Source organism: Roseburia porci (assembly GCF_009695765.1).
Lineage (GTDB): Bacteria > Bacillota > Clostridia > Lachnospirales > Lachnospiraceae > Roseburia > Roseburia porci.
The window spans coordinates 23,568-45,869 of record NZ_VUNI01000009.1; the positions used below are offsets into that span (position 1 = coordinate 23,568).

Sequence of the window (22,302 nt, forward strand, 5' to 3'; positions counted from 1 at the left end):
ACTCTAGGTTTTCATTCTCTTTTTTTCATGTTAGCAATTGCAAAATTTATAATAAATCAGGCCTGCAATCATTTGTACTCGTGATACATGCTAACATTTTTTATTTACATATTACATATTTTTAACGGTTGCAATATCGATTGGTGTAAGTTTGCCGTCTGCTGTTTCCAGTGAACGTGCAAGTGCATTTGCTGTATCCAGAGATGTGATACAGTAAACACCTGTCTCGATTGCATTACGACGAATCAGGAAGCCGTCTCTTGTCTTATCTCCATTACCCTGGGTCGGAGTATCGATGACAAGGTCGATCTTATGTCCAAGAATCAGATCCATAACGGTTGGTGACTCCTGATTGATCTTGTTTACGCGAAGCGCAGCTACTCCATGCTCCTGTAAGTATTTTGCTGTACTTCTTGTTGCATAAATCTTATATCCAAGTGCTTCAAAACGTTTTGCAACACCTACTGCTTCTTCCTTGTCCGCATCTTTTACGGTCATGATCATCTGTTTGTATTTTGGCAGTGTCACGCCTGCTCCAAGGAATGCTTTATATAATGCTTCATTGAATGTCTTTGCAATACCAAGGCATTCACCGGTAGACTTCATCTCAGGTCCAAGGCTGATCTCAGCACCACGCAGTTTCTCAAATGAGAATACCGGCATCTTGATTGCAATATAATCTGCAACCGGTGCAAGTCCAGGTTTATATCCAAGTCCTTTGATCGTATTACCGATAATCACTTTTGTAGCAAGATCTACGATTGGAATACCTGTTACTTTACTGATGTATGGAACTGTTCTTGAAGAACGTGGGTTAACCTCAATTACATATACTTCTTCGTTCATGGCAATGAACTGGATATTGATCAGTCCAACTACATGCAGTGCTCTTGCAAGACGTTTGGTATACTCTACGATTGTCTCTTTTACATGCTCGCTAATCGTCGGTGCCGGATATACAGAAATACTGTCGCCGGAATGTACACCAGTACGTTCAATATGCTCCATGATACCAGGAATCAGAATATCCTCACCATCACATACAGCATCTACTTCGATTTCCTTACCCTGTAAATATTTATCTACAAGGATTGGATGATCCTGTGCAATACGATTGATGATACCGATAAATTCTTCGATCTCTTCATCGTTAAAAGCAATCTTCATGCCCTGTCCACCAAGTACGTAAGAAGGTCTTACCAGTACCGGATAACCAAGACGGTTTGCAACTTCTTTTGCCTCCTCAGCAGTAAATACAGTTCCACCTGCTGCTCTCGGAATTCCTGTCTGCTCAAGAATCTCGTCAAATAACTCTCTATCCTCTGCTGCATCGACATCCTCTGCCTTTGTTCCGAGGATCTTAACTCCCATCTTCATCAGGGCTTCCGTCAGTTTGATTGCAGTCTGTCCACCGAACTGCACAACAGCTCCATCCGGTTTTTCAAGATTTACGATGCTCTCAACATCTTCTGCTGTAAGTGGCTCAAAATACAGTTTATCTGCAATATCAAAGTCTGTCGAAACAGTCTCCGGGTTATTATTTACAATGACAGTCTCCCATCCTTCTTTTGCAAATGCCCAGGTACAGTGTACAGAACAGAAGTCAAACTCGATACCCTGTCCGATACGGATTGGACCTGATCCAAGTACGAGTACTTTTTTCTCCGGTTTTGTCTCTGCTGCTTCGTTTTCGCTTCCATAAACAGAATAGTAATATGGAGTCTCTGCTGCGAACTCTGCAGCACAGGTATCAACCATCTTATATGCAGCAACGATTCCGTTTGCATAACGCATATCGCGGATCTCTTCTTCTGTTTTTCCAGTGAGACGTGCGATCACGGTATCCGGGAATTCGATACGTTTTGCTTCTTTTAACAGATCAACTGTCAGTTCTTCCTTCTCAAGACGTGCTTCCATCTCAACCAGAATTGCAAGCTTATCGATAAACCAGCGGTCGATCTTGGTAATATCATAGATGTGATCGTAGCTTACTCCACGGCGAAGTGCTTCAGCGATTACCCAGATACGACGGTCATCTACAACATGAAGCTGTTCATCCAGTTCTTCATCCGAAAGTCCTGTAAAATCATAGGAACGCAGACAGTCAACATGCTGCTCCAGAGAACGGATTGCCTTCATCAGAGCACCCTCAAAGTTATCGCAGATACTCATTACCTCTCCGGTTGCTTTCATCTGTGTTGTAAGAGTTCTCTTTGCTGTAAGGAATTTATCAAATGGAAGTCTCGGAATCTTAACGACACAGTAGTCAAGCATTGGCTCGAAACTTGCGTATGTTTTCTGTGTGATTGCATTTTTAATCTCATCGAGTGTATAACCAAGCGCGATCTTTGCAGTAACTTTAGCGATCGGGTATCCGGTTGCTTTTGATGCAAGTGCAGATGAACGGGATACACGAGGGTTTACCTCAATGACACAGTATTCGAAAGAATCCGGATTCAATGCATACTGTACGTTACATCCACCGGTAATCTTTAATTCATTGATAATGTTCAGTGCAGAACTTCTTAACATCTGGTACTCTTTATCACCAAGTGTCTGGGAAGGTGCTACTACGATGGAGTCTCCGGTATGAACACCAACCGGATCAATATTCTCCATGTTACATACGGTAATGCAGTTGCCGTTCGCATCACGCATTACTTCGTACTCAACCTCTTTCCAGCCTGCGATACAACGCTCTACCAGTACCTCTCCAACACGGCTCAGACGAAGTCCGTTGGATAAGATATCAACCAGTTCCTGCTCGTTATGGGCGATACCACCGCCGCTTCCTCCTAATGTAAATGCAGGACGAAGTACAACCGGGTATCCAATGGTATTCGTAAATTTAATACCATCCTCTACATTTTTTACGACCTGTGATGCAGCACATGGCTCACCGATCTTCTCCATGGTGTCTTTGAATGCCTGACGGTCTTCTGCTTTAAAGATTGTCTCTGCTGTCGTTCCGATCAGTTTTACACCATGTTTCTCTAAAAATCCGCTCTCAGCAAGCTCCATACCAAGGTTTAATCCAGCCTGTCCTCCTAATGTCGGAAGGATACTGTCCGGTTTCTCTTTTAAAATGATCTCTTCGAGAACACTTGCTGTTAATGGCTCAATATATACCTGGTCTGCAATCTCTTTGTCGGTCATGATTGTTGCCGGGTTGGAATTGACCAGACATACTTCCACGCCTTCTTCTTTCAGTGAACGGCAGGCCTGTGTGCCGGCGTAATCGAACTCGGCAGCCTGTCCAATGACGATTGGACCAGAACCAATTACTAATACTTTTTTGATGTCATGATTTCTTGGCATTACTGTTTTCCTCCCATCATTTCAATAAACCGGTCAAAAAGGTAAGATGAATCCTGTGGTCCAGGACATGCTTCCGGATGGAACTGAACCGTAAAGATGTTCTTTCCAACATACTCAAGACCTTCATTTGTTCCATCATTTACATTTACAAATGCCGGTTTTGCAACCGCCGGATCCAATGTCTCGGTATCTACCACATAGCCATGGTTCTGGGAAGAAATGTAAACACGGTTTGTCTTCAGATCTTTTACCGGATGGTTTCCTCCACGATGTCCGTATTTCATTTTGTGTGTATCTGCACCTGTTGCAAGTGCCATAAGCTGATGTCCAAGACAGATTGCAAAAATTGGTGTATCGGAATCGTACAGTTTCTTAATCTCTTTGATGATCTCTGTACATTCCTTTGGATCTCCAGGTCCGTTACTTAACATAATTCCGTCCGGATTGGAAGCAAGAATTGTTTCTGCGGAAGTATGTGCCGGATAAATGGTCACTTCACATCCACGTTTATTTAATGACTGGGCAATGTTATTTTTCGCGCCGAGATCAAGTAATGCAACTTTTTTACCGGTGCCTTTTAATACTCTCTCTTTATCACAGGTTACTTTATCTACCACATTACCTGTGTTATATTCTTTCAGTCTTGGAATAATCTCGTCTAAATTGTAATTCTCATTGGTTGTGATCATTCCATTCATAGTTCCCTTCTCACGAAGGATCTTGGTCAATGCTCGGGTATCAATTCCGGCAACGCCCGGGATGTCGTATTTTACCAGGTAATCCTGAATCGTTCCTTCACAGCGGAAGTTACTTGGCATACGGGACAGCTCTCTTACAATATAGCCATCCGGCCATGGTCTTTTCGACTCCTGATCCGGAGTAATTCCGTAATTACCAATCAGAGGATATGTCATTACAACTGCCTGTCCTGCATAGGACGGGTCTGTCAGTACTTCAAGATATCCTGTCATTGAAGTATTGAATACGATCTCGCTGATGACTTCTCTGGTAGAACCAATGCTGGTTCCAGTAAATACATTTCCATCTTCGAGTATTAAAAATGCTTTCATGTTTCACCTTGCCCTTTCTTCATTTTGGCAAAAAAAAAGAGGGATGCTCTTTTTCGCCTTTTATGTGTCTTAAGAATGCCTGAGGCATACTTCTCGCACAGTATCTGCCTAAATTGTAAAAAGTTTATCATATCAAGGCACTTTTTTCAACCTTTTTGGGCGAATAAAAGTGCCGAGATTTTATACAATTTCTAAAATGTTTTATGCATTTTGTTTAGAATGCTCATAAACAGGATAACACAAAACCAATCGCAATCACAAAGATTGCAGCCAGAAATCCAACGATAATTCCGATCAGAGTGCGTTCTTTGATGTGTTTTACCGGATAATCGCATTTTCCTTCCGTGGACAAACTAAGTGATACAAAGCCATTGGTTCCATTTCCTTTCGTGTCCATTCTGGAATATCCAAGTGTTTCAAAATATCCGGCTGCCTCAACTGGCATGGCATTGACCGTAATACGTTTCAGATGCAGAAATCTGCCTGCATATTTTTTCATTTCGGATGCAATGGTCCGCGCGATCCCATGTTTCTGGTAATACGGGAAAACATAAAGCATCGTAATATGCCCTTCTCTCTGCAGTCCGCCAACTGCTATGATCCGTCCCGCATCAAAAGTTCCCCACATATAAAGCTGTGACTGCCGGATCATTCCAAGCAGATGCTCTGTTTGCAGATATTCCTCTGTATAACGTATGATCTGCGGATCTGCAATCTTCTCTTTGACACAATGTTCAAAAATTCCTCTGGCCGTCTCTGCCGCCGCCGGAATCTCATTCTCATATAACATTCTTGTTTCCATCTGTCTATTATCCTTTCCTTTATGCCTCGATCAGCCTGTCTTTTAATCCGCTGTATCGTTTCAATTCTGTCGTGTTCTGGATCATCATGTTAAACGTTTCATCGTTTCCTACCAGTGTAACACATTTCTTTGCACGTGTAACTGCTGTATAGAGCAGATTGCGGTTCATCAGCATACGAGGACCGGTAAGAAGCGGAATTACAACTGCCGGATACTCTGATCCCTGTGATTTATGTATTGTGATCGCATATGCAAGTTCCAGTTCATCCAGAAGTTTAAACGAATACTCTACCATGCGGTTCTCATCAAAGGCAATCGTCATCGTCTCTGCGAATTCATTGATCTGCTGGATGATTCCCATATCACCGTTGAATATTCCAGTACCTTTTTCAATGGAAAGTCCATATTTACTGCGTATCTCCCATTCCAGCTGATAATTGTTCTTCGTCTGCATAACTTTATCTCCCTCACGGAAGATCGTGCCATTATATTCTTTTTCCGTTTTTCTCTTATCGGGCGGGTTCATATACTGCTGTAAAATTCCATTCAGACGTTCGACACCAAGAAGCCCTTTTCTCATTGGTGTTAACACCTGTATATCATATTCCGCCGCATCTACAAACTTTGGAAGTTTCTGTTTGATCAGCTGCAATGTGACATTAATAATCTTATCCGCATCATATCGTTTCAGGAAGAAAAAGTCCATACTCTTGTTATCCAGCGTAATTTCTTCTCCACGGTTGATCTTATGTGCATTTACGATAATATCTGATGTGCTTGCCTGACGGAAGATTTTTGTCAGCATGACGGTGTTAAACTGGTGCGAATCGATGATATCTTTTAAAACGCTTCCCGGTCCGACGCTCGGAAGCTGGTTGACATCTCCCACAAGGATGAGCCTTGTTCCTGCTACGACAGCCTTGAGCAGTGAATACATAATGCTGATATCCACCATGGACATCTCATCGATAATGATCACATCGGTTTCCAGTGGATTCTGCTCGTTCCGCTCAAATCCTGCATTTCCGTCCATTCCGCCATTAAGCTCCAGCATACGGTGGATTGTGCGCGCCTCAAATCCTGTTGTCTCGCTCATACGCTTCGCTGCACGTCCGGTTGGAGCTGCAAGGAAAATGTCCATTCCCTCCATTTCAAAATACCGGATAATCGTGTTGATAGTTGTTGTTTTTCCAGTTCCAGGTCCTCCTGTTATAACAAGCACACCATTCCGGATTGCCTCACGCACTGCCTGGATCTGATGTTCATCAAGCTGAATGTCTGACTTTTTCTCAATTGCATGTATCCGCTGTTCAATCTCTGCATCCGATACATCATATTTAATATTCAGCTGTTTTAACATGGTCGCCGTGTTCGCCTCCATGTAAAAGAAACTGGCCGAATAGATCTGTGTCACATCCTCGTTCTGACGCATTACAATCTTGCGGTCCATTGCCAGATTCATATAATGTTTCTCAATATGTTCCGGATCAATGTCCAAAAGCAGACTTGTCCGCCTGGTCAGCTCATCCATCGGAAGATAGGTATGTCCTTCTCCAGCAGCCTGAAGCAGTGCATATTGTATTCCACTCCGGATCCGGAAGTCTGAATCCGTCCGTATTCCGACCTTTGTCGCAATCTCATCTGCCGTCCGAAAGCCGACACCTTCCATATCATCTGCAAGCTGATATGGATTCTCTTTCAGAATACGATAGATCTCCTGTCCGTATGTATTGTAGATTTTTACCGCGAGGTTTACATGGATTCCATATTGCTGCAAAAAAATCATTGCCTGCCGTAAATCCTTTTTGGCATTCACCTGATCTGCGATCTCCATCGCCTTATGTTCACTGATGCCTTTTACTTCCGCAAGTCGTTCCGGCTCTTCCTCAATGATCCGGAATGTGTCCTCTTTAAATCTTCTTACAATTCTGGCAGCAAGTGCAATCCCGATTCCTTTGATCGCACCCGATCCCAGATAACGTTCAATTGCAATTTCATCCTGAGGCGCCTTCTCTTCAAAAGACGAAATCTTAAATTGTCTTCCATAAGTCGGATGATCCGTATACTCTCCTTTTGCCTCGATATTCTCACCCTCGGCAATATCTGAGAAATAACCGACACAGGTCACTTCCTCTTCTTCATATATCAGTACCAGAACGGTATAACCATTATCTGCATTCCGGTAAATGATATGGTCTACATATCCATTAATCGTCTCCAAGCTCTATCTGTTCCTTTTCTCCGTTTTCTGTCCTCTATGTCTTTTCACACAGGAAAAGAGCAGACTACGTCTGTTCCAACATACTCTGCTCCCATCTCTTTTACTCAATATTATAATTACGCTTCATTGCCTCATATAACTGCTGTGTATAATTCTCACCAACCTGATCCACGATCTCGTCCGAAATCAGTTCAATGGCATTGTCCATATACATATCCTTGTACTGAGACACCGTAGAATCTTCGTCATCATCGCTTGTTAAAGTATCTTTCATTTCTTTGATGATCTGTTCTACAAAGTAAGACTCAAAGTCTTTGATTACACCTTTCAGTTCATCTTCTGAAGAATCTTTCGACAATCCCTTTAAAGAGCTGCTCAGGGAATTGGCAGACGATGCCGCACTGCTGTTCTGCGCTGAATTAAGTACACCAGACATATTACCAAGTGATGAAATGTCCATATCCTACACCTCTTATCGTTTCAGATTATTCGCGGTCTCCAGCATGGAATCCGCTGTTGTGATTGCCTTTGAGTTCAGTTCATATGCACGCTGTGCAACGATCATATTTACCATCTCATCAGCGACAGATACATTGGATGCTTCCAGGCGTTTCTGACATACCTTACTGTTTGTCACTCCTGCAGTAGTTCCCTCCTGCATTGGATTGCCAGATGCTGCTGTTGCCTCAAGCAGACTGTTGGAAAGCTTCTCAAGTCCTGTCGGATTGTTAAACTGATATACTCCAAAATACTGGTTCAATGGAACATACTGATTGTCATTATTATAGTATCCAATCTCGCCGGTCTGGGAGAATTGCATTTTTTCGGCACTCACACCATTCGGAACCGTAATCGTATTACCATTCCGGTCAAGAACCGGATACCCCTGTTTCGTTGCAAGGATTGTGCTTCCATCTGCTGCAATGCTCCAGGTGAAGCTTCCGTTTCTTGTGTAATAAGTCTGTCCATCAACACCTCTTACCGCAAAAAAACCGTCTCCATCCAATGCAAAATCCGTGTCACTCTCTGTCTCTGTCAAGTTACCCTGTGTATACATGGATGTAGTTGCTGCAACTCTTGTTCCAAGACCAACCTGTGCACCAACCGGCTTTTCTGCACCATTTGCAGATGTCGTTCTTGTCTGGATTGTTTGATATAACAAAGATTTGAATTCCGTACGTTCGGATTTAAATCCTGTTGTATTCACATTTGAAAGATTATTTGAAATGGTATCCAGATTTGTCTGCTCTGCGATCATTCCTGTCGCAGCAGTATATAATGCTCTCATCATAGGACATTTTCTCCTTTGCAGAATCGTTTATTGACTACTTATACCTTACCAACCTGGTTTGCTGCGATGTCAAGTGTTCCATCGATCGATGTGATCACTTTCTGTCCAGCTTCATATGCTCTCTGGATCGTGATCATGTTGACCATCTCCGATACAACATTTACGTTTGATGTCTCCAGGGCTCCCTGTTCCACTGTTGCATCTGAGTTCACCACTCTTCCGCCGTCTACGAGATTATACATATTCTCGCCATATTTCTCAAGATAATCGTAATTGTCAACATTCACCACTCCGATGTTGCTGACAAGCTGATTATTCTGATAAACCTGTCCAAGTTCATTAACCTGGATCTTAGCATTCGGATCAACACGCACGTAATTGCCTTCTCCTGCATTACCAGTCAGAGCGCCATTCGTGTTTAATACATAGTCTCCGTCTTTGGTAACCAGATAGCCATTCCGGTTCACTGTAAATGCACCATCTCTGGTATACTTCACTGAAGTTTCTCCGGCCTTATTGGTAAATGCAACTGCGAAAAACCCATCTCCGTTGATTGCAAAATCCGTATCATTATCCGTTACTTTTAAATTACCGGTCGAATAATCCGTATAAACCTGTCCAAGTTTTGTTCCATACGTAATTCCTCCGATGCGTTTCGGAAGACCGTAGTCCGATGTATCCCGGATACGGAACGCCAGCTCATCCCCAAATGTTGTCGCTGTTGTTCCTTCTTTCTTATATCCAGTTGTGTCCGCATTCGCAAGGTTATTCGAGAGAACGTCCAGACGTTTCATCTCGTTCACCATTCCTGTATGTGCAGTATAAAGACCCTTTACCATACGCTACTCCTTTGGGCGTGAATCTTAATCGTCGTCACGCTTACCTGCTAAAAACTCTACATATTTACCTGTTCCGATAGCAACACAGGTCATTGGCTCCTCTGCTGTCATCGTATTGATGCCTGTCTTATCCTCGATCAGTTCTTCTAATCCACGAAGAAGAGATCCACCACCCGTCAGAACAATTCCTCTGTCTGCAACGTCAGCTGCAAGTTCTGGTGGAGTTTTCTCCAGTACGGAATGTACAGCTTCTACGATCTGAAGTGTTGGCTCACGTAAAGCTTCTTCCGTCTCTTCAGAGCTTACTGTTACAGTTCTTGGAAGTCCGGTAACCAGATTACGTCCACGTACATCCATTGTCTCATTCTGAGCCAGTGGATAACATGTTCCGATCTTAATCTTAATGTCTTCTGCTGTTCTTTCACCGATCAGAAGATTATGTTTCTTACGCATGTATCTTACAAGCGCCTCATCAAAATCATCACCAGCGATCTTGATTGATGTGCTTACTACAGATCCACCAAGAGAGATTACAGCGATATCTGCAGTACCGCCTCCGATATCTACGATCATATTACCACATGGTCTTGCAATATCAATGCCTGCACCGATTGCTGCTGCGATTGGCTCCTCGATAATTGCCACTTCTCTTGCTCCTGCCTGATACGTAGCATCTTCAACAGCCTTTTTCTCTACTTCGGTAACACCACTTGGAACGCAGACGCTGATACGTGGTTTACGGAAAGTTTTCTTGCCAAGTGCTTTCTGAATAAAGTATTTGATCATTTTCTCTGTTACCGTGTAATCAGAGATAACACCCTGACGCAATGGTCTTACAGCCACGATATTACCAGGTGTTCTTCCAAGCATCAGTCTTGCCTCTTCACCAATTGCTTTGATCTTATTGGTGTCTCTGTCAAATGCAACAACAGATGGCTCTTTTAACACAACACCTTTTCCTTTTATATATACCAAAATACTCGCAGTACCTAAATCAATACCGATATCTGATCCAATCATGAATCGTTCCTCTCTTTCTTCGTTCTGACTCTTTATGTGTGATTCGTCTCTGCCATTCTTTTCCAGAAATAGACGCAGAGATGCATTTAATCATATTTTTACATATACATTACCATTATATACAATTCGCTTCATTTTTCAAATATTTTTTCTTTGTTATAAGCAGATTTAAAAAAATCTTCATTTTTTCATGGTTTCATCACACACTTGTCACATTTGGCATATATCTTCTAAGAGTACTAGCTAATCAGCTAATATAATTTTTCATAACTCATACCTTCCGGATATTGTGCTGTATCCGGAAGGTACTCCCCAAATATTCAGGCACTTCTTATTTCTTTTCCAGATATGGCTTTAAAAACTGTCCGGTATACGATTCCGGCACTTCACAGATCTCTTCCGGTGTTCCCTGTGCAATCACAGTTCCACCTCCATCTCCGCCTTCCGGCCCCATATCAATGATATAGTCTGCAGTCTTGATTACATCCAGATTATGTTCAATCACAACTACCGTATTACCGCCATCCGAAAGTCTTCTCAGAATCTCGATCAACTTATGCACGTCTGCAAAATGAAGTCCTGTGGTCGGCTCATCCAGAACGTAAATCGTTTTTCCGGTACTTTTCTTGCTCAGTTCTGTTGCAAGTTTGATTCGCTGTGCTTCTCCTCCGGAAAGTTCTGTCGATGGCTGTCCGAGCTTCACATAGGAAAGTCCAACATCATACAGTGTCTGTATCTTTCTGTGGATCGTCGGAACATTTTTGAAGAACTCCAGTGCCTCTTCCACGGTCATATTCAGCACATCATATATACTTTTTCCTTTGTATTTGACTTCCAGAGTCTCTCTGTTATAACGTTTTCCCTCACAAACTTCACATGGAACATATACATCCGGAAGAAAATGCATCTCGATCTTCAGTATTCCGTCTCCGCTGCAGGCTTCACACCGTCCACCTTTGACATTGAAACTGAAACGTCCCTTCTTGTATCCTCTTGCTTTCGCATCCGCAGTTGCAGCAAACAGATCACGGATCATATCAAATACCCCGGTGTAAGTTGCCGGATTCGATCTTGGTGTCCGTCCGATTGGAGACTGGTCAATGTCAATGATCTTATCTAACTGTTCCACACCATCGATTCCATCGTGATCTCCAGGGATACATCTTGCCCGGTTCAGTTTACGTGCAAGATGTTTGTAAAGAATCTCATTCGTCAATGAGCTCTTGCCCGATCCCGACACGCCGGTGATGCAGGTCATAATTCCAAGAGGTACTTTCACATCGATATTCTTCAGGTTATTCTCCCTTGCTCCGCGGATCGTCAGAAATCCGGTTGGTTTTCTGCGCTCCTCCGGAACCGGAATTTTGATTCTTCCGCTCAGATATGCACCGGTGATAGATTTCCTGCATTTCATGATGTCTGCTGCTGTTCCGGCTGCAACTACTTCTCCACCATGTGTTCCCGCACCTGGTCCGATATCCACAATATAATCTGCAGCACGCATGGTATCCTCGTCATGTTCCACAACGATCAGTGTATTTCCGAGATCTTTCAGATCCATCAGTGCATGCAGTAATTTATCATTATCTCTCTGATGCAGCCCGATACTTGGCTCGTCCAGAATATATGCCACTCCGACAAGTCCGGATCCGATCTGTGTTGCAAGGCGGATACGCTGAGCTTCTCCACCTGACAGAGTTCCGGTCGCACGTGTCAGTGTCAGATACTCCAGTCCGACTTCTTTTAAGAATCCCACTCTGGCACGGATCTCTTTTAAAATCTGATCTCCGATAAAATGCTGCTGTTCTGTCAGTTCCATTTGATCCAGGAACTCGCATAGATCCTTGACTGACATATCTGTTATCTCATGGATATTCTTGCCACATACCGTAACTGCAAGCGAAGATTTCTTCAGTCGCTGTCCGCCACATTCCGCACACGGTGTGATGCGCATGAACTGCTCATATTCCTGCTTCATTGTGTCTGAACCGGTCTCACGGTAACGCCGTTCCACATTACGGATCAGCCCTTCCCAGTTCAGATCGTACACTCCTTCTCCACGCTGTCCTTTGTAATGGACTTTCAGGATTCTTCCGTCTCCGCCGTGAATCAGCATATGGCGGATGTCCTTCGGAAGGTCTTTGTAAGGAGTATCCAGGGAAAATCCATATCCCTGCGACAGAGCCTGTAACGTTGCATACGTATAACTGGAAGGATCTGTGCATGACTGCCATCCGATTACCTGGATCGCTCCCTCGGAAATTGCGAGATTCTTATCCGGAATCATAAGATTCTCATCAAATTCCATCTTGTATCCGAGTCCGTAACATACCGGGCAGGCTCCAAACGGGTTATTGAATGAAAAGCTTCTTGGTTCTACTTCATCAATGCTGATTCCACAATCCGGGCAGGCAAAATTCTCCGAAAAATTGATCGGCTCACCATCTACAACATCGACAATAGCATTGCCCTCTGCAAGGCGGAATGCGTTCTCAAGAGAATCTGTAAGACGGTTCTCAATTCCTTCTTTGATCACCAACCGGTCGATCACAATATCAATATTGTGCTTGATATTCTTCTCCATCGGAATATTCTCCGAAAGGTCATACATATTACCGTCTACAACAACACGGACATATCCGCTCTTCTTCGCTTTTTCAAAAAGCTTCTGATGTTCTCCCTTACGTCCTCTGACGACTGGTGCAAGAATCTGGATCCTTGTTCTTTCCGGCAGCGCAAGTACACTGTCAACGATCTGATCGATCGTCTGCTTGCGGATCTCTTTGCCACATTTCGGACAATGTACCACACCGATTCTGGCATAAAGGAGTCGGAAATAATCATAAATCTCCGTTACGGTTCCAACCGTAGATCTTGGATTACGGTTCGTTGATTTCTGGTCAATGGAAATTGCCGGTGGAAGTCCTTCTATAATCTCAACATTCGGCTTTTCCATCTGTCCTAAGAACTGTCTTGCATAAGAGGATAAAGATTCCATATAACGTCTCTGTCCTTCCGCATAAATCGTGTCAAATGCAAGGGAGGATTTACCGGAACCTGACAGACCGGTTAAAACAACAAATTCGTCTCTTGGGATATCAATATCTATATTTTTCAGATTATGCTCATTCGCTCCTCTGATCTTAATGTATTTTCTCTGTTTCTTTGCCATTGGGCTTACTGTCCTTTCTGTCTAACTGTCTATCTCACGCAGCATATTCTTTAGCCGGACCATCTGATCCCTGTATTCTGCGGCAGCCTCGAAATTGAGCTCTGCTGCAGCTTTCTGCATCTTCTTCTGGATATCTGCGATCAGTTTCTCGAGTTCCTTTGCGCTCATGGATTCCGGGTCTTTCTTGAAATCCATCTCCTCCGCTGCAACTTTCTTGGAAATAGCGATCAGTTCTCTTACGGATTTCTGAATCGTTGTCGGTGTAATGCCATGTTCTTCATTATAAGCCTGCTGTACTTTACGACGTCTCGCAGTCTCATCGATCGCAACACGCATGGAATCTGTGATCTTGTCCGCATACATGATGACATGTCCTTCGCTGTTACGCGCTGCACGGCCGATCGTCTGGATCAGTGATGTCTCCGATCGTAAGAATCCTTCCTTATCTGCATCCAGAATTGCAACCAGTGTAATCTCCGGGATATCAAGTCCCTCTCGAAGCAGGTTGATTCCGACCAGGACATCAAACACATCCAGTCTCAGATCACGGATGATCTCCGCTCTCTCTAAGGTATCAATATCAGAATGCAGATACTTCACACGGATTCCAAGCTCTCCCATGTATTTGGTCAGATCTTCTGCCATTCGCTTGGTCAGAGTCGTGATCAATACTTTATGATGCGCAGCGGTCTCCTTATTTACCTCTCCGATCAGATCATCGATCTGCCCCTCTACCGGCCGGACAGAGATCTCCGGATCCAAAAGTCCCGTCGGACGAATGATCTGCTCCGCACGAAGCAGTTCGTGTTCCTGTTCATAAACATTCGGAGTTGCAGATACAAACAGCATCTGATCAATCTTACTCTCAAACTCTTCAAAGTTAAGTGGTCTGTTATCCAATGCTGACGGCAGGCGAAAGCCATAATCCACCAGTGTGGTCTTTCTGGAACGGTCTCCGGCATACATGCCCCGCACCTGCGGAATCGTGATATGAGACTCATCCACAATGATCAGATAATCATCCGGGAAGAAATCCATCAATGTATCCGGAGTTGCCCCCGCCGGTCTCCCTGCAAGATGTCTCGAATAGTTCTCAATTCCACTGCAAAAACCAGTCTCCTTCATCATTTCCACGTCAAAATTCGTTCTCTCGGCGATTCTCTGTGCCTCAATCAGCTTATCTTCGCCCTTGAAATACGCCACGCGCTCCTTGAGTTCCTCTTCAATATTCTCGCATGCCTTTAATATCTTCTCCTGCGGAACCACATAATGGGATGCAGGAAAAACTGCAATATGGTTCAATTCGCACTTGACTTCTCCAGTCAATACATCCACTTCTGTGATACGGTCGATCTCATCTCCGAAGAACTCCACACGGATTGCTGTGTCCGTCTCATTCGCTGGAAAAATCTCGACCACATCTCCGTGAACCCGGAATGTACCTCGCTTAAAATCCATCTCATTCCGGTTATACTGCATATCGATCAGTCCATGGATCACCTCATCCCGGTCGATCTCCATTCCAGGCCGAAGTGACAGCATCATATGCATGTAATCGTCCGGACTACCAATGCCGTAAATACACGATACGCTCGCCACGATAATAACGTCCTTGCGTTCTGCCAGCGCAGCGGTAGCTGACAAACGTAATTTATCAATCTCATCGTTGATTGCAGAATCTTTCGCAATATACGTATCGGAAGAAGGTACATAAGCCTCTGGCTGATAATAATCGTAGTAGGAGACAAAATACTCCACCGCATTCTCCGGGAAGAATTCTTTCATCTCTCCATACAACTGTCCTGCAAGTGTCTTATTATGTGAAATGATCAGAGTCGGCTTCTGCAGCTGCTCAATCACATTCGCCATCGTAAATGTCTTACCGGAACCGGTAACACCCAGCAGTGTCTCAAACTGATTGCCTTCCCTGAATCCTTTCACAAGCTCTGCAATCGCCTGTGGCTGGTCTCCGGTTGGTTTGTATTTGCTGTGCAGTTTGAACTCCATGGCTCCATCTCCCTTCAAAATCTATCGTAGTAACTGATTATCCCAATAAAAAAGGACAAAATCAATGTCTTTCTAGTATGGCATTTATACGCTAATTCTACTACAAAGCTTTGATTTTGTCCATTAATCATAGAACATTTGTTCTTTTATTGTAATACTGCATCGATATTTTCCAATGCCTGATCGAATGTCCGGTAACCGATCACATCCTTTTTCGGAAGTGCATCAATCTGCTGCTCATCTGTATACGATTCCACTGCTTTCAGACTTGCATTTGCCACATCAACGGAATAACTCTCGTTTGCTGCAGAAGATCCAACAAGATCCCCAACGATCAGACGTTCTTCCGGAAGATACGTCAGATAAAATGCATCCATGTACTGATCGAGTAATGCCGGATACACTCCATCTCCCTTTGCACTTGTAATCTGCTCAGCCGTTTTTGTCTGTTTATTATAAACGTAAAGCTGAATTGCACAATAGCCCTTATATACACGACTGTCTTCTGTTATCTCCACAAGACTTGGATTCTGTATGGTTTCCTCCAGATACGTATAGGTAGGACTTATCTCAAAAATTCCTTCCCGTACCACCAGGACAGGAACGTCACTTCCCTCCACATCTAAAAGCGTATATCCATTCCCCGCTTCCGGCATGGAGTCTACCAAAGCAGCATACTCATCTTTCCATTCCTGATCAGTGTCCTGTATCTCAGGTTCTGTAGTCTCTGTTTCCCGAATTACCTCCTCAGAAACTTCTTCCTTTTTCTTATCTGTATCACGGTCTTTTCTTGAAGTATGTTCTTCCTCTGCCTGTTCCTGCACTTTATCTGCATTTGCATTGCTCTTTGCCAATCCGACTCCGGATGCAACACCACCGCCTACAGCCAAAGCCATGACTACTCCAATGATAATTTTCTTTGCAGATAACGCAGATGTCTTTGTCAAAACTGCCTTCCCAGCAGTACCTGCGCTTCCGCTTCCTGCTTTTGGAACTCCCGCATCTGGTTTTCCACCGCTCGGACTTCCTGCATCCGGATTGCTGCCATTTGGCCTGTCATGTCCGGATGGTGCATCCGCCTGCCTGAACTGCGCACTGAACGGAAGGTCTGCTGCCTGTGTAACCATAACATCTTTGCGAAGCAGATACAGGAAAAATGCAATCGGAGCAAGGCTGTACAGTTTGGTTCCTTTTTTCTCCAGTTCGAGAACTTTACCTTCGATATTTTTTCTTCCGTATTTCAATCGGCTTTTTACCGTATTCTCTGACACCTGTAACGTCTCTGCGATCTCTTTGACCGACAGTTCCTCGACGTAAAACATCATGATGCAGATTTTCTGTTCCTCAGACAGGGAATCAATCATCTCCTGCACCAGTCTTTTCGTCTCTCCCTGATCAATCACCAGATCCGGTCTGGTGTCAATTCTCTGATCCTCAAGAAGCTCCTCCATAGATATTTCTTCATCTTCTGTGTTCACCTGTGAAAATAAAGAAACTTTTGTCTTTTTCAGTTCATCCAGCGCCTTTGTCGCCACGATACGTGCCATCCAGCCCTGAAATTTTTCCGGATTCTGCAGCTGACTCAGATTATTAAATGCCTTTATGTATGCATCCTGCAACACATCCATTGCAGCATCCTCCTGTTTCATATAACGGAGCGCCACATAATAATTCTTCTGATAGGTCTGTGTATACAGGAAATCGTAACCTCTGTTATCCCCCTCTTTCGCAAGCTTTACCGCTTCAGTCCAATTCATCCTTTGTCCTCCCATTTTCCAGTTTCTTCTGCTTTACTTTCCTCATTATATTTAAGAATATCATTCTTGCCTGCTCAAATGCAAGACAGGTTGTTTCCATATCTTTTTTTAACAATTGTTGAAATATTCCAAACCGATCCATGCGCTCACCTCCTAAGCTAGATCTGCGATTAAACACAATGCCCAGATCATCGTAAACAATATCATCGGAACATTGAGAAATAATGCCCTGATCTGCATTCTGTCAGGTTTCACCCACATATGGCGGATCTGTTTTCTGTGTTTTCCGATAAAAATCAAAGAAATGCTGCCTGTCAGAAACAGGATCGGGATGATTGCTGACGGTGCCAGACTGTATATAGAATTGACAGAATTAAATGCGATATGTGCAATCATTGCATTTTTCATGGAATAGTGTTCTGCAAGGTATGCACAGAACAATCCAAGCAGAAACGTGTAAAAAAACTGCTTGAATGACATATGATACATGGCAAAAAGCAATGCAGAGGCAAAAATTGCAAATGCCGGGCCACAATACTTACGAAAGGTTCTCTGTAAGGCTCCACGAAACATCAATTCCTCAAATATCGGAGCAATCAAAACATTTCTCAAAACAGAAGCGGCATCCTCAACCCCCACCGGCTGATTCACAGCCAGTATGTAGCAGCTTATGAAAAACATCATAAGGCTGATTGACGGCACAATCATCTGTTTTGTAACTTTCTCCTGCCTAAACTCCGTGAGTGTGCATTTCCGGAATAACATGACAAATACCAAAGATTCTATCACACGATAAATTGCCATTCCAAGCATCACTACAGAATCTGGTACATTTCCATCTGTATTTCCATTTATCGCCTGATAGATAAGAATGACCGGCACGGATGACACAATAGTTCCCGCCAGTGATATTATGCAGAACAGGTTCAGACACCAGATCATTTTTTTCAATTCTTTATTCATATGTATGTTTCCCCTCTATTTTATTTCTTCACAAACTATATGGAGCTGCGTGATCTTTTCATTTCTAAGGTTCAATATCTCATCCGTGTCTGTCGTTCTAAGCAGATATGCATCGCTCAGGATCACCCGTTCCGCTTCATGCAGACTCTGGATATCCTGTTTCAGCCTTGTGACCAGCTGCTCCCTTGACATGCACTTAAATTCTTCATTTGGGATTATCGTACTACCGATCAGCTGAATCACATATTCCATTTTCTGAGCCTTTGTCATGGACTCTACCGGTTTCTGCTTTGTGCATGTTTCCTCAAGCTGCTGCAATTTTTCTTTATAATAGGCACGCTTGTCATCCGTCATGAAAGGGACGGCATCCTGCCCAAGAATAAAAGACGCGTTTTTATAATATTCCATAAGTCCCTGATATGCGGTATAAGGATCCTGTTCTTCCTGCCGGCAGAACGTTTCCAGCTTCTGAATATCCTCGATCACCTTCTCACGGAAAATCTCAAACGGTCTTCTTTCTTCCTGTAGCGGCATCAGCTCCAGTGTTTTCTCCAGCCACTGCAATGCAAGCTTCTGGTCAGCCAGATCTCCCTGTACGGTCTGTTTTGACGCAAAAATTTTACGCTCCCTCAGGTAAAATGCTTTTTTATAAATCCAATAGTCTCCTTTTCCCTGCTGAATCATCTTTTCCGTCTTATACACCGCATCTTCAAGTCTGTCGCCAAGTACTGCAAAATCATAGTTTTTTGCCTTTAAGATCATAAAATTCCGTAAAACACTTCCGTCTCCAATGATCTCCCTCTTTGTAAAATCATAATCATATCCCTGTTCTCTCAGCAGTCCAATTTCCTCAGAGTTTTCATCAAATGAAATCAATGTAAGCTTTTTCATAAGAAAAGCCAGCCATTCCGGGTTCCCTGCCCCAAGCATAAGAAATAATCCCAGTGCAGTACGATCATAACTTTCGTTCCAATCCGGATACAGATAAATTCTTCTTGCACAACAACGTGCAGCCTTAAAATTTTCTTTTTCACCAATATAGCTGACAGCAAGAGGTTCCAATGCCTTCCACGCAATAAAGTCTTCCCCTTCGCATAAAGGTTTTAAGAGTTTCTCTCCCTCCTCCAGATACCCCAAATGGACACGTGCATTTCCCTCATAATAATCAGCTTCCCGTTGATTCATTGTCCGGTATTTCCCCACATATTCCAATACCTCTTTATAATCCTCTAAAACTGTACACGCCTCCAAATATTTGGCCAGCATATAATAGATTCCATAATCGGCACCCATCTTTGCCCATTTTGCTACTTCTACAGGAATGCCTCTGGTACGTTCCTTAAAACACATAACGATATGTTCCGCCAGATCGTCCTCAGCTGCCACATTTTTTTTCAATATACTCCATATCAGACCGACAACTTTCCTGCCCCGTCTCTTCAAATTTCCTTGTGGCACTTTCATAGACAATCCCTAACTGTACTGACGAATCACAATATAAGCTTTCAAGTTCTGTATGATTCCAAAGCTGATAAATATTTCTTACCGGCAAATATATTTTATAGTAGAGATACTCGAAATTCTGAACGTACAGGCTTCCCGGCCGATTCTCCTGATAAACGGAATTATGATCTTCTTTGAACAACTTTAACATGTTCTCCCATCTCGCGGTCCATTTCTTACACCAGTCATTGATGATATATATGGCAAATTCCTGATTTTCCCATTGTTTTGCTGTCTTTATGCAATCCCCGAATCTTCTTCCGTCCAAGATTACCTGAAAAATACAATCTTCCAGTTCTGCCAGCAGCTGCTTGTGTATGTGTCCGACGTTTTGCCCCTCCGGATTTCGGCCGGAATAAACACTCTGAAAACAGGAGGCATCCTTCAAATGTTCCATATACCGCAATATAAGTGGCAATTTGTTGCTAAGCGTATCTGGCTGATCCTGCATGGTGAGAAAAAACAAAAAATATGCCAGAAACGCATCGTAATTGGATGCATCCGGTATTTCCCTGATACGATCTTCGTAAACCTGCGCTTTCGTCCAGTTTTTACAGTATTTGGAATCCGCGAACCAGAACATCCTGTACATTTCCGCTGAATCCTGCAGCTGCTTCTGTGCGACTGAAAGCTTTTCCAATGACCGTTTTGGCAGTGGCAGTTCCTCCAGATCGTATTCCGTCTCCTGTTCGTCCTCATCTCCAAAGATCTGCAAGTCATTGCGCATATCCTCAATTTTTTCATCCAGTTCTTCCATTGAAATATCCGCCGGAACCGAAAATACCCGAAACGGATTGTCCAGCATCCATTTTATCCATCGTTCACTCTGCATTACATAACTCCTCCACAAAATCCAATTCTTGCGGAATCCTCCTCTTCCTCGAATGCTCTGGCAGCATCCTCCATTGTGATTGTCTGAAGAAGTTCTTTTCTGATCTCCAGACTTCCTGCACTCATCATACGTCCGATCCGCTCATCCACAGACTGTTTCAATTTTCCTGCTATTTTACGCACTGTCCGCCCATTTGCAAAACCACGCTTTTTTGTCTCTTCCGATAAATTTTCCAGAATATATGCTCTTGTCTCTTCCGATAAGATCCATCCTTCCAGGAAATGCTCCAGAATCTGCATCATTTCCTCCGGTGAATAATCTGGAAATTCAATAGTTCTTTTAAACCGGGATTCCAGACCTGCATTTGCCCGCAAAAACTTTTTCATATCCTCCGGATAACCTGCAACAATCAGAATCAGTTCATTCCTGTGATCCTCCATAATCTTAACAAGTGTATCTATCGCCTCCTGACCATAAGATTCTGCAAGGCTTCCATCCACAAGCTGATATGCCTCATCGATAAATAAAACGCCTCCCATTGCCTCCTGCGCAATACGTTTCGTCTTTGTCGGAGTCTCACCGACATATCGTCCAACGAGACCTTCCGCATCTGTCTCCGTATACTTCGGTTCCGGTATTATATCAAGACAATAGTAGATATCTGCGACAATTCTGGCTACGGTCGTTTTTCCGGTTCCTGGATTTCCGGAAAAAATAAGATGATAGGACAGATCATCCTTTACATCTATCCCCATTTCTCTCCGCATTTTGTTCACCTGATAAGAATAAACAAGTCCTGATATTTCCTCTTTCACCGGATCAAGTCCGATCAGTTCATTTAATTCCTGCAGCTTTTCTTCGAGCAAAGCCTTACGCTTATCCTCTGCACTGATTGTTTTTTTCTCCTGTTTCAGTATCGCAGCCGCCTCGGCTCCGGTCACAACGCTTTCCTGATTTTCTTCCTCTCTGCTGTCTGAAACATTGTCGGCAAAAATACTGTCAAGAAAAGCCGAACATGCTACTAATCCCCGCTCATCTTCTGTATATATGGAAAAAAGTTCTTTTGTGCGGTCAACAATCTCACAGATATATTCATTATCGCCTGTTCCACCTTTAGGTCTCTCCAAATTGAGTTCTGCATAAGTTTGTTTAAAAAAATCCCACTCCGTCCTTGGGAATACTTCTTCCCGGTTTTTCTCATAGTTCTCCAGTGAGATATGTCGAAGTAAAAATGCATATCTGTGGGTATCCGCAGCAATATCCATTACATGATCCGGGAAATTCTTTATCATATACTGATCTTCTTCTGAAAGAGCACCTTTTGCAGCTCCCACCTGAAAAAAACATTCACTGAGTATCCGGTCATACGCAACTAACATATGATCTGTATCAATCCACTGCAGCTGCCCCAGATCCTGTTTCATGCCACCGGTCAACGTACTGTATACATCGTACATCCCAGAAAATAATTCCTCCGAAAATTCCATAAAATTCTCATTCATATCGT

At 43.3% G+C, this 22,302-nt stretch carries 16 protein-coding genes; all 16 read right to left on the reverse strand.

What is annotated here, in order from left to right; genetic code table 11:
• Positions 1–111: 111 nt before the first annotated feature.
• Complete coding sequence (gene carB / locus FYJ75_RS06820) at positions 112–3,318, reverse strand: carbamoyl-phosphate synthase large subunit (RefSeq protein ID WP_154429720.1); 3,207 nt, start codon at positions 3,316–3,318, stop codon at positions 112–114.
• The gene (locus tag FYJ75_RS06825; RefSeq protein ID WP_154429721.1) at positions 3,318–4,388 is read right to left on the reverse strand and encodes a carbamoyl phosphate synthase small subunit; all 1,071 of its coding nucleotides are present in this window, start codon (positions 4,386–4,388) and stop codon (positions 3,318–3,320) included. The genes carB and FYJ75_RS06825 overlap by 1 nt, the downstream gene beginning before the upstream one ends.
• Before the next feature lie 223 nt (positions 4,389–4,611).
• Entirely contained in the window at positions 4,612–5,190 is a 579-nt protein-coding gene (locus FYJ75_RS06830) for a GNAT family N-acetyltransferase (protein ID WP_154429722.1), read from the reverse strand.
• A gap of 19 nt (positions 5,191–5,209) precedes the next feature.
• On the reverse strand, positions 5,210–7,411 hold the full coding sequence (gene recD2 / locus FYJ75_RS06835) for an SF1B family DNA helicase RecD2 (RefSeq protein WP_154429723.1): 2,202 nt from the start codon (positions 7,409–7,411) through the stop codon (positions 5,210–5,212).
• 100 nt (positions 7,412–7,511) lie between these two features.
• Complete coding sequence (locus tag FYJ75_RS06840; protein ID WP_154429724.1) at positions 7,512–7,871, reverse strand: hypothetical protein; 360 nt, start codon at positions 7,869–7,871, stop codon at positions 7,512–7,514.
• Between the two features lie 12 nt (positions 7,872–7,883).
• The gene (locus FYJ75_RS06845; RefSeq protein ID WP_154429725.1) at positions 7,884–8,702 is read right to left on the reverse strand and encodes a flagellar hook-basal body protein; all 819 of its coding nucleotides are present in this window, start codon (positions 8,700–8,702) and stop codon (positions 7,884–7,886) included.
• A gap of 38 nt (positions 8,703–8,740) precedes the next feature.
• On the reverse strand, positions 8,741–9,541 hold the full coding sequence (locus FYJ75_RS06850; protein ID WP_154429726.1) for a flagellar hook-basal body protein: 801 nt from the start codon (positions 9,539–9,541) through the stop codon (positions 8,741–8,743).
• Between the two features lie 24 nt (positions 9,542–9,565).
• Positions 9,566–10,561, reverse strand: a complete 996-nt coding sequence (mreB, locus tag FYJ75_RS06855) for a rod shape-determining protein (RefSeq protein WP_154429727.1) — start codon at positions 10,559–10,561, stop codon at positions 9,566–9,568.
• A gap of 331 nt (positions 10,562–10,892) precedes the next feature.
• On the reverse strand, positions 10,893–13,733 hold the full coding sequence (gene uvrA / locus FYJ75_RS06860) for an excinuclease ABC subunit UvrA (protein WP_154429728.1): 2,841 nt from the start codon (positions 13,731–13,733) through the stop codon (positions 10,893–10,895).
• A gap of 21 nt (positions 13,734–13,754) precedes the next feature.
• On the reverse strand, positions 13,755–15,740 hold the full coding sequence (gene uvrB / locus FYJ75_RS06865; RefSeq protein ID WP_154429729.1) for an excinuclease ABC subunit UvrB: 1,986 nt from the start codon (positions 15,738–15,740) through the stop codon (positions 13,755–13,757).
• Positions 15,741–15,886: 146 nt separating this feature from the next.
• Positions 15,887–17,497 (reverse strand): RNA polymerase sigma factor, encoded by a 1,611-nt coding sequence (locus tag FYJ75_RS06870; RefSeq protein ID WP_195838963.1) that lies wholly within the window; start codon positions 17,495–17,497, stop codon positions 15,887–15,889.
• A complete protein-coding gene (locus FYJ75_RS06875; protein WP_154429731.1) occupies positions 17,484–17,639 on the reverse strand; it encodes a hypothetical protein in 156 nt (51 codons plus the stop codon). Before FYJ75_RS06875 ends, FYJ75_RS06870 begins: the two co-directional genes overlap by 14 nt.
• An 11-nt stretch (positions 17,640–17,650) precedes the next feature.
• Positions 17,651–18,460 (reverse strand): CPBP family intramembrane glutamic endopeptidase, encoded by an 810-nt coding sequence (locus tag FYJ75_RS06880; protein ID WP_154429732.1) that lies wholly within the window; start codon positions 18,458–18,460, stop codon positions 17,651–17,653.
• Positions 18,461–18,475: 15 nt separating this feature from the next.
• The gene (locus FYJ75_RS06885; protein WP_154429733.1) at positions 18,476–19,858 is read right to left on the reverse strand and encodes a hypothetical protein; all 1,383 of its coding nucleotides are present in this window, start codon (positions 19,856–19,858) and stop codon (positions 18,476–18,478) included.
• Positions 19,836–20,795 (reverse strand): hypothetical protein, encoded by a 960-nt coding sequence (locus FYJ75_RS06890; protein ID WP_154429734.1) that lies wholly within the window; start codon positions 20,793–20,795, stop codon positions 19,836–19,838. Before FYJ75_RS06890 ends, FYJ75_RS06885 begins: the two co-directional genes overlap by 23 nt.
• Entirely contained in the window at positions 20,795–22,297 is a 1,503-nt protein-coding gene (locus tag FYJ75_RS06895) for an AAA family ATPase (RefSeq protein WP_154429735.1), read from the reverse strand. The genes FYJ75_RS06890 and FYJ75_RS06895 overlap by 1 nt, the downstream gene beginning before the upstream one ends.
• Between the last annotated feature and the right edge of the window lie 5 nt (positions 22,298–22,302).

Excerpts from the sequence above, each read along its gene's own strand:
- carB (WP_154429720.1), bottom strand. The coding sequence starts at position 3,318 with ATGCCAAGAAATCATGACATCAAAAAAGTATTAGTAATTGGTTCTGGT.
- FYJ75_RS06825 (WP_154429721.1), bottom strand. The coding sequence starts at position 4,388 with ATGAAAGCATTTTTAATACTCGAAGATGGAAATGTATTTACTGGAACC.
- FYJ75_RS06830 (WP_154429722.1), bottom strand. The coding sequence starts at position 5,190 with ATGGAAACAAGAATGTTATATGAGAATGAGATTCCGGCGGCGGCAGAG.
- FYJ75_RS06840 (WP_154429724.1), bottom strand. The coding sequence starts at position 7,871 with ATGGACATTTCATCACTTGGTAATATGTCTGGTGTACTTAATTCAGCG.
- FYJ75_RS06845 (WP_154429725.1), bottom strand. The coding sequence starts at position 8,702 with ATGATGAGAGCATTATATACTGCTGCGACAGGAATGATCGCAGAGCAG.
- FYJ75_RS06850 (WP_154429726.1), bottom strand. The coding sequence starts at position 9,541 with ATGGTAAAGGGTCTTTATACTGCACATACAGGAATGGTGAACGAGATG.
- mreB (WP_154429727.1), bottom strand. The coding sequence starts at position 10,561 with ATGATTGGATCAGATATCGGTATTGATTTAGGTACTGCGAGTATTTTG.
- uvrA (WP_154429728.1), bottom strand. The coding sequence starts at position 13,733 with ATGGCAAAGAAACAGAGAAAATACATTAAGATCAGAGGAGCGAATGAG.
- uvrB (WP_154429729.1), bottom strand. The coding sequence starts at position 15,740 with ATGGAGTTCAAACTGCACAGCAAATACAAACCAACCGGAGACCAGCCA.
- FYJ75_RS06870 (WP_195838963.1), bottom strand. The coding sequence starts at position 17,497 with ATGAATTGGACTGAAGCGGTAAAGCTTGCGAAAGAGGGGGATAACAGA.
- FYJ75_RS06875 (WP_154429731.1), bottom strand. The coding sequence starts at position 17,639 with ATGGATCGGTTTGGAATATTTCAACAATTGTTAAAAAAAGATATGGAA.
- FYJ75_RS06880 (WP_154429732.1), bottom strand. The coding sequence starts at position 18,460 with ATGAATAAAGAATTGAAAAAAATGATCTGGTGTCTGAACCTGTTCTGC.
- FYJ75_RS06890 (WP_154429734.1), bottom strand. The coding sequence starts at position 20,795 with ATGCAGAGTGAACGATGGATAAAATGGATGCTGGACAATCCGTTTCGG.
- FYJ75_RS06895 (WP_154429735.1), bottom strand. The coding sequence starts at position 22,297 with ATGAATGAGAATTTTATGGAATTTTCGGAGGAATTATTTTCTGGGATG.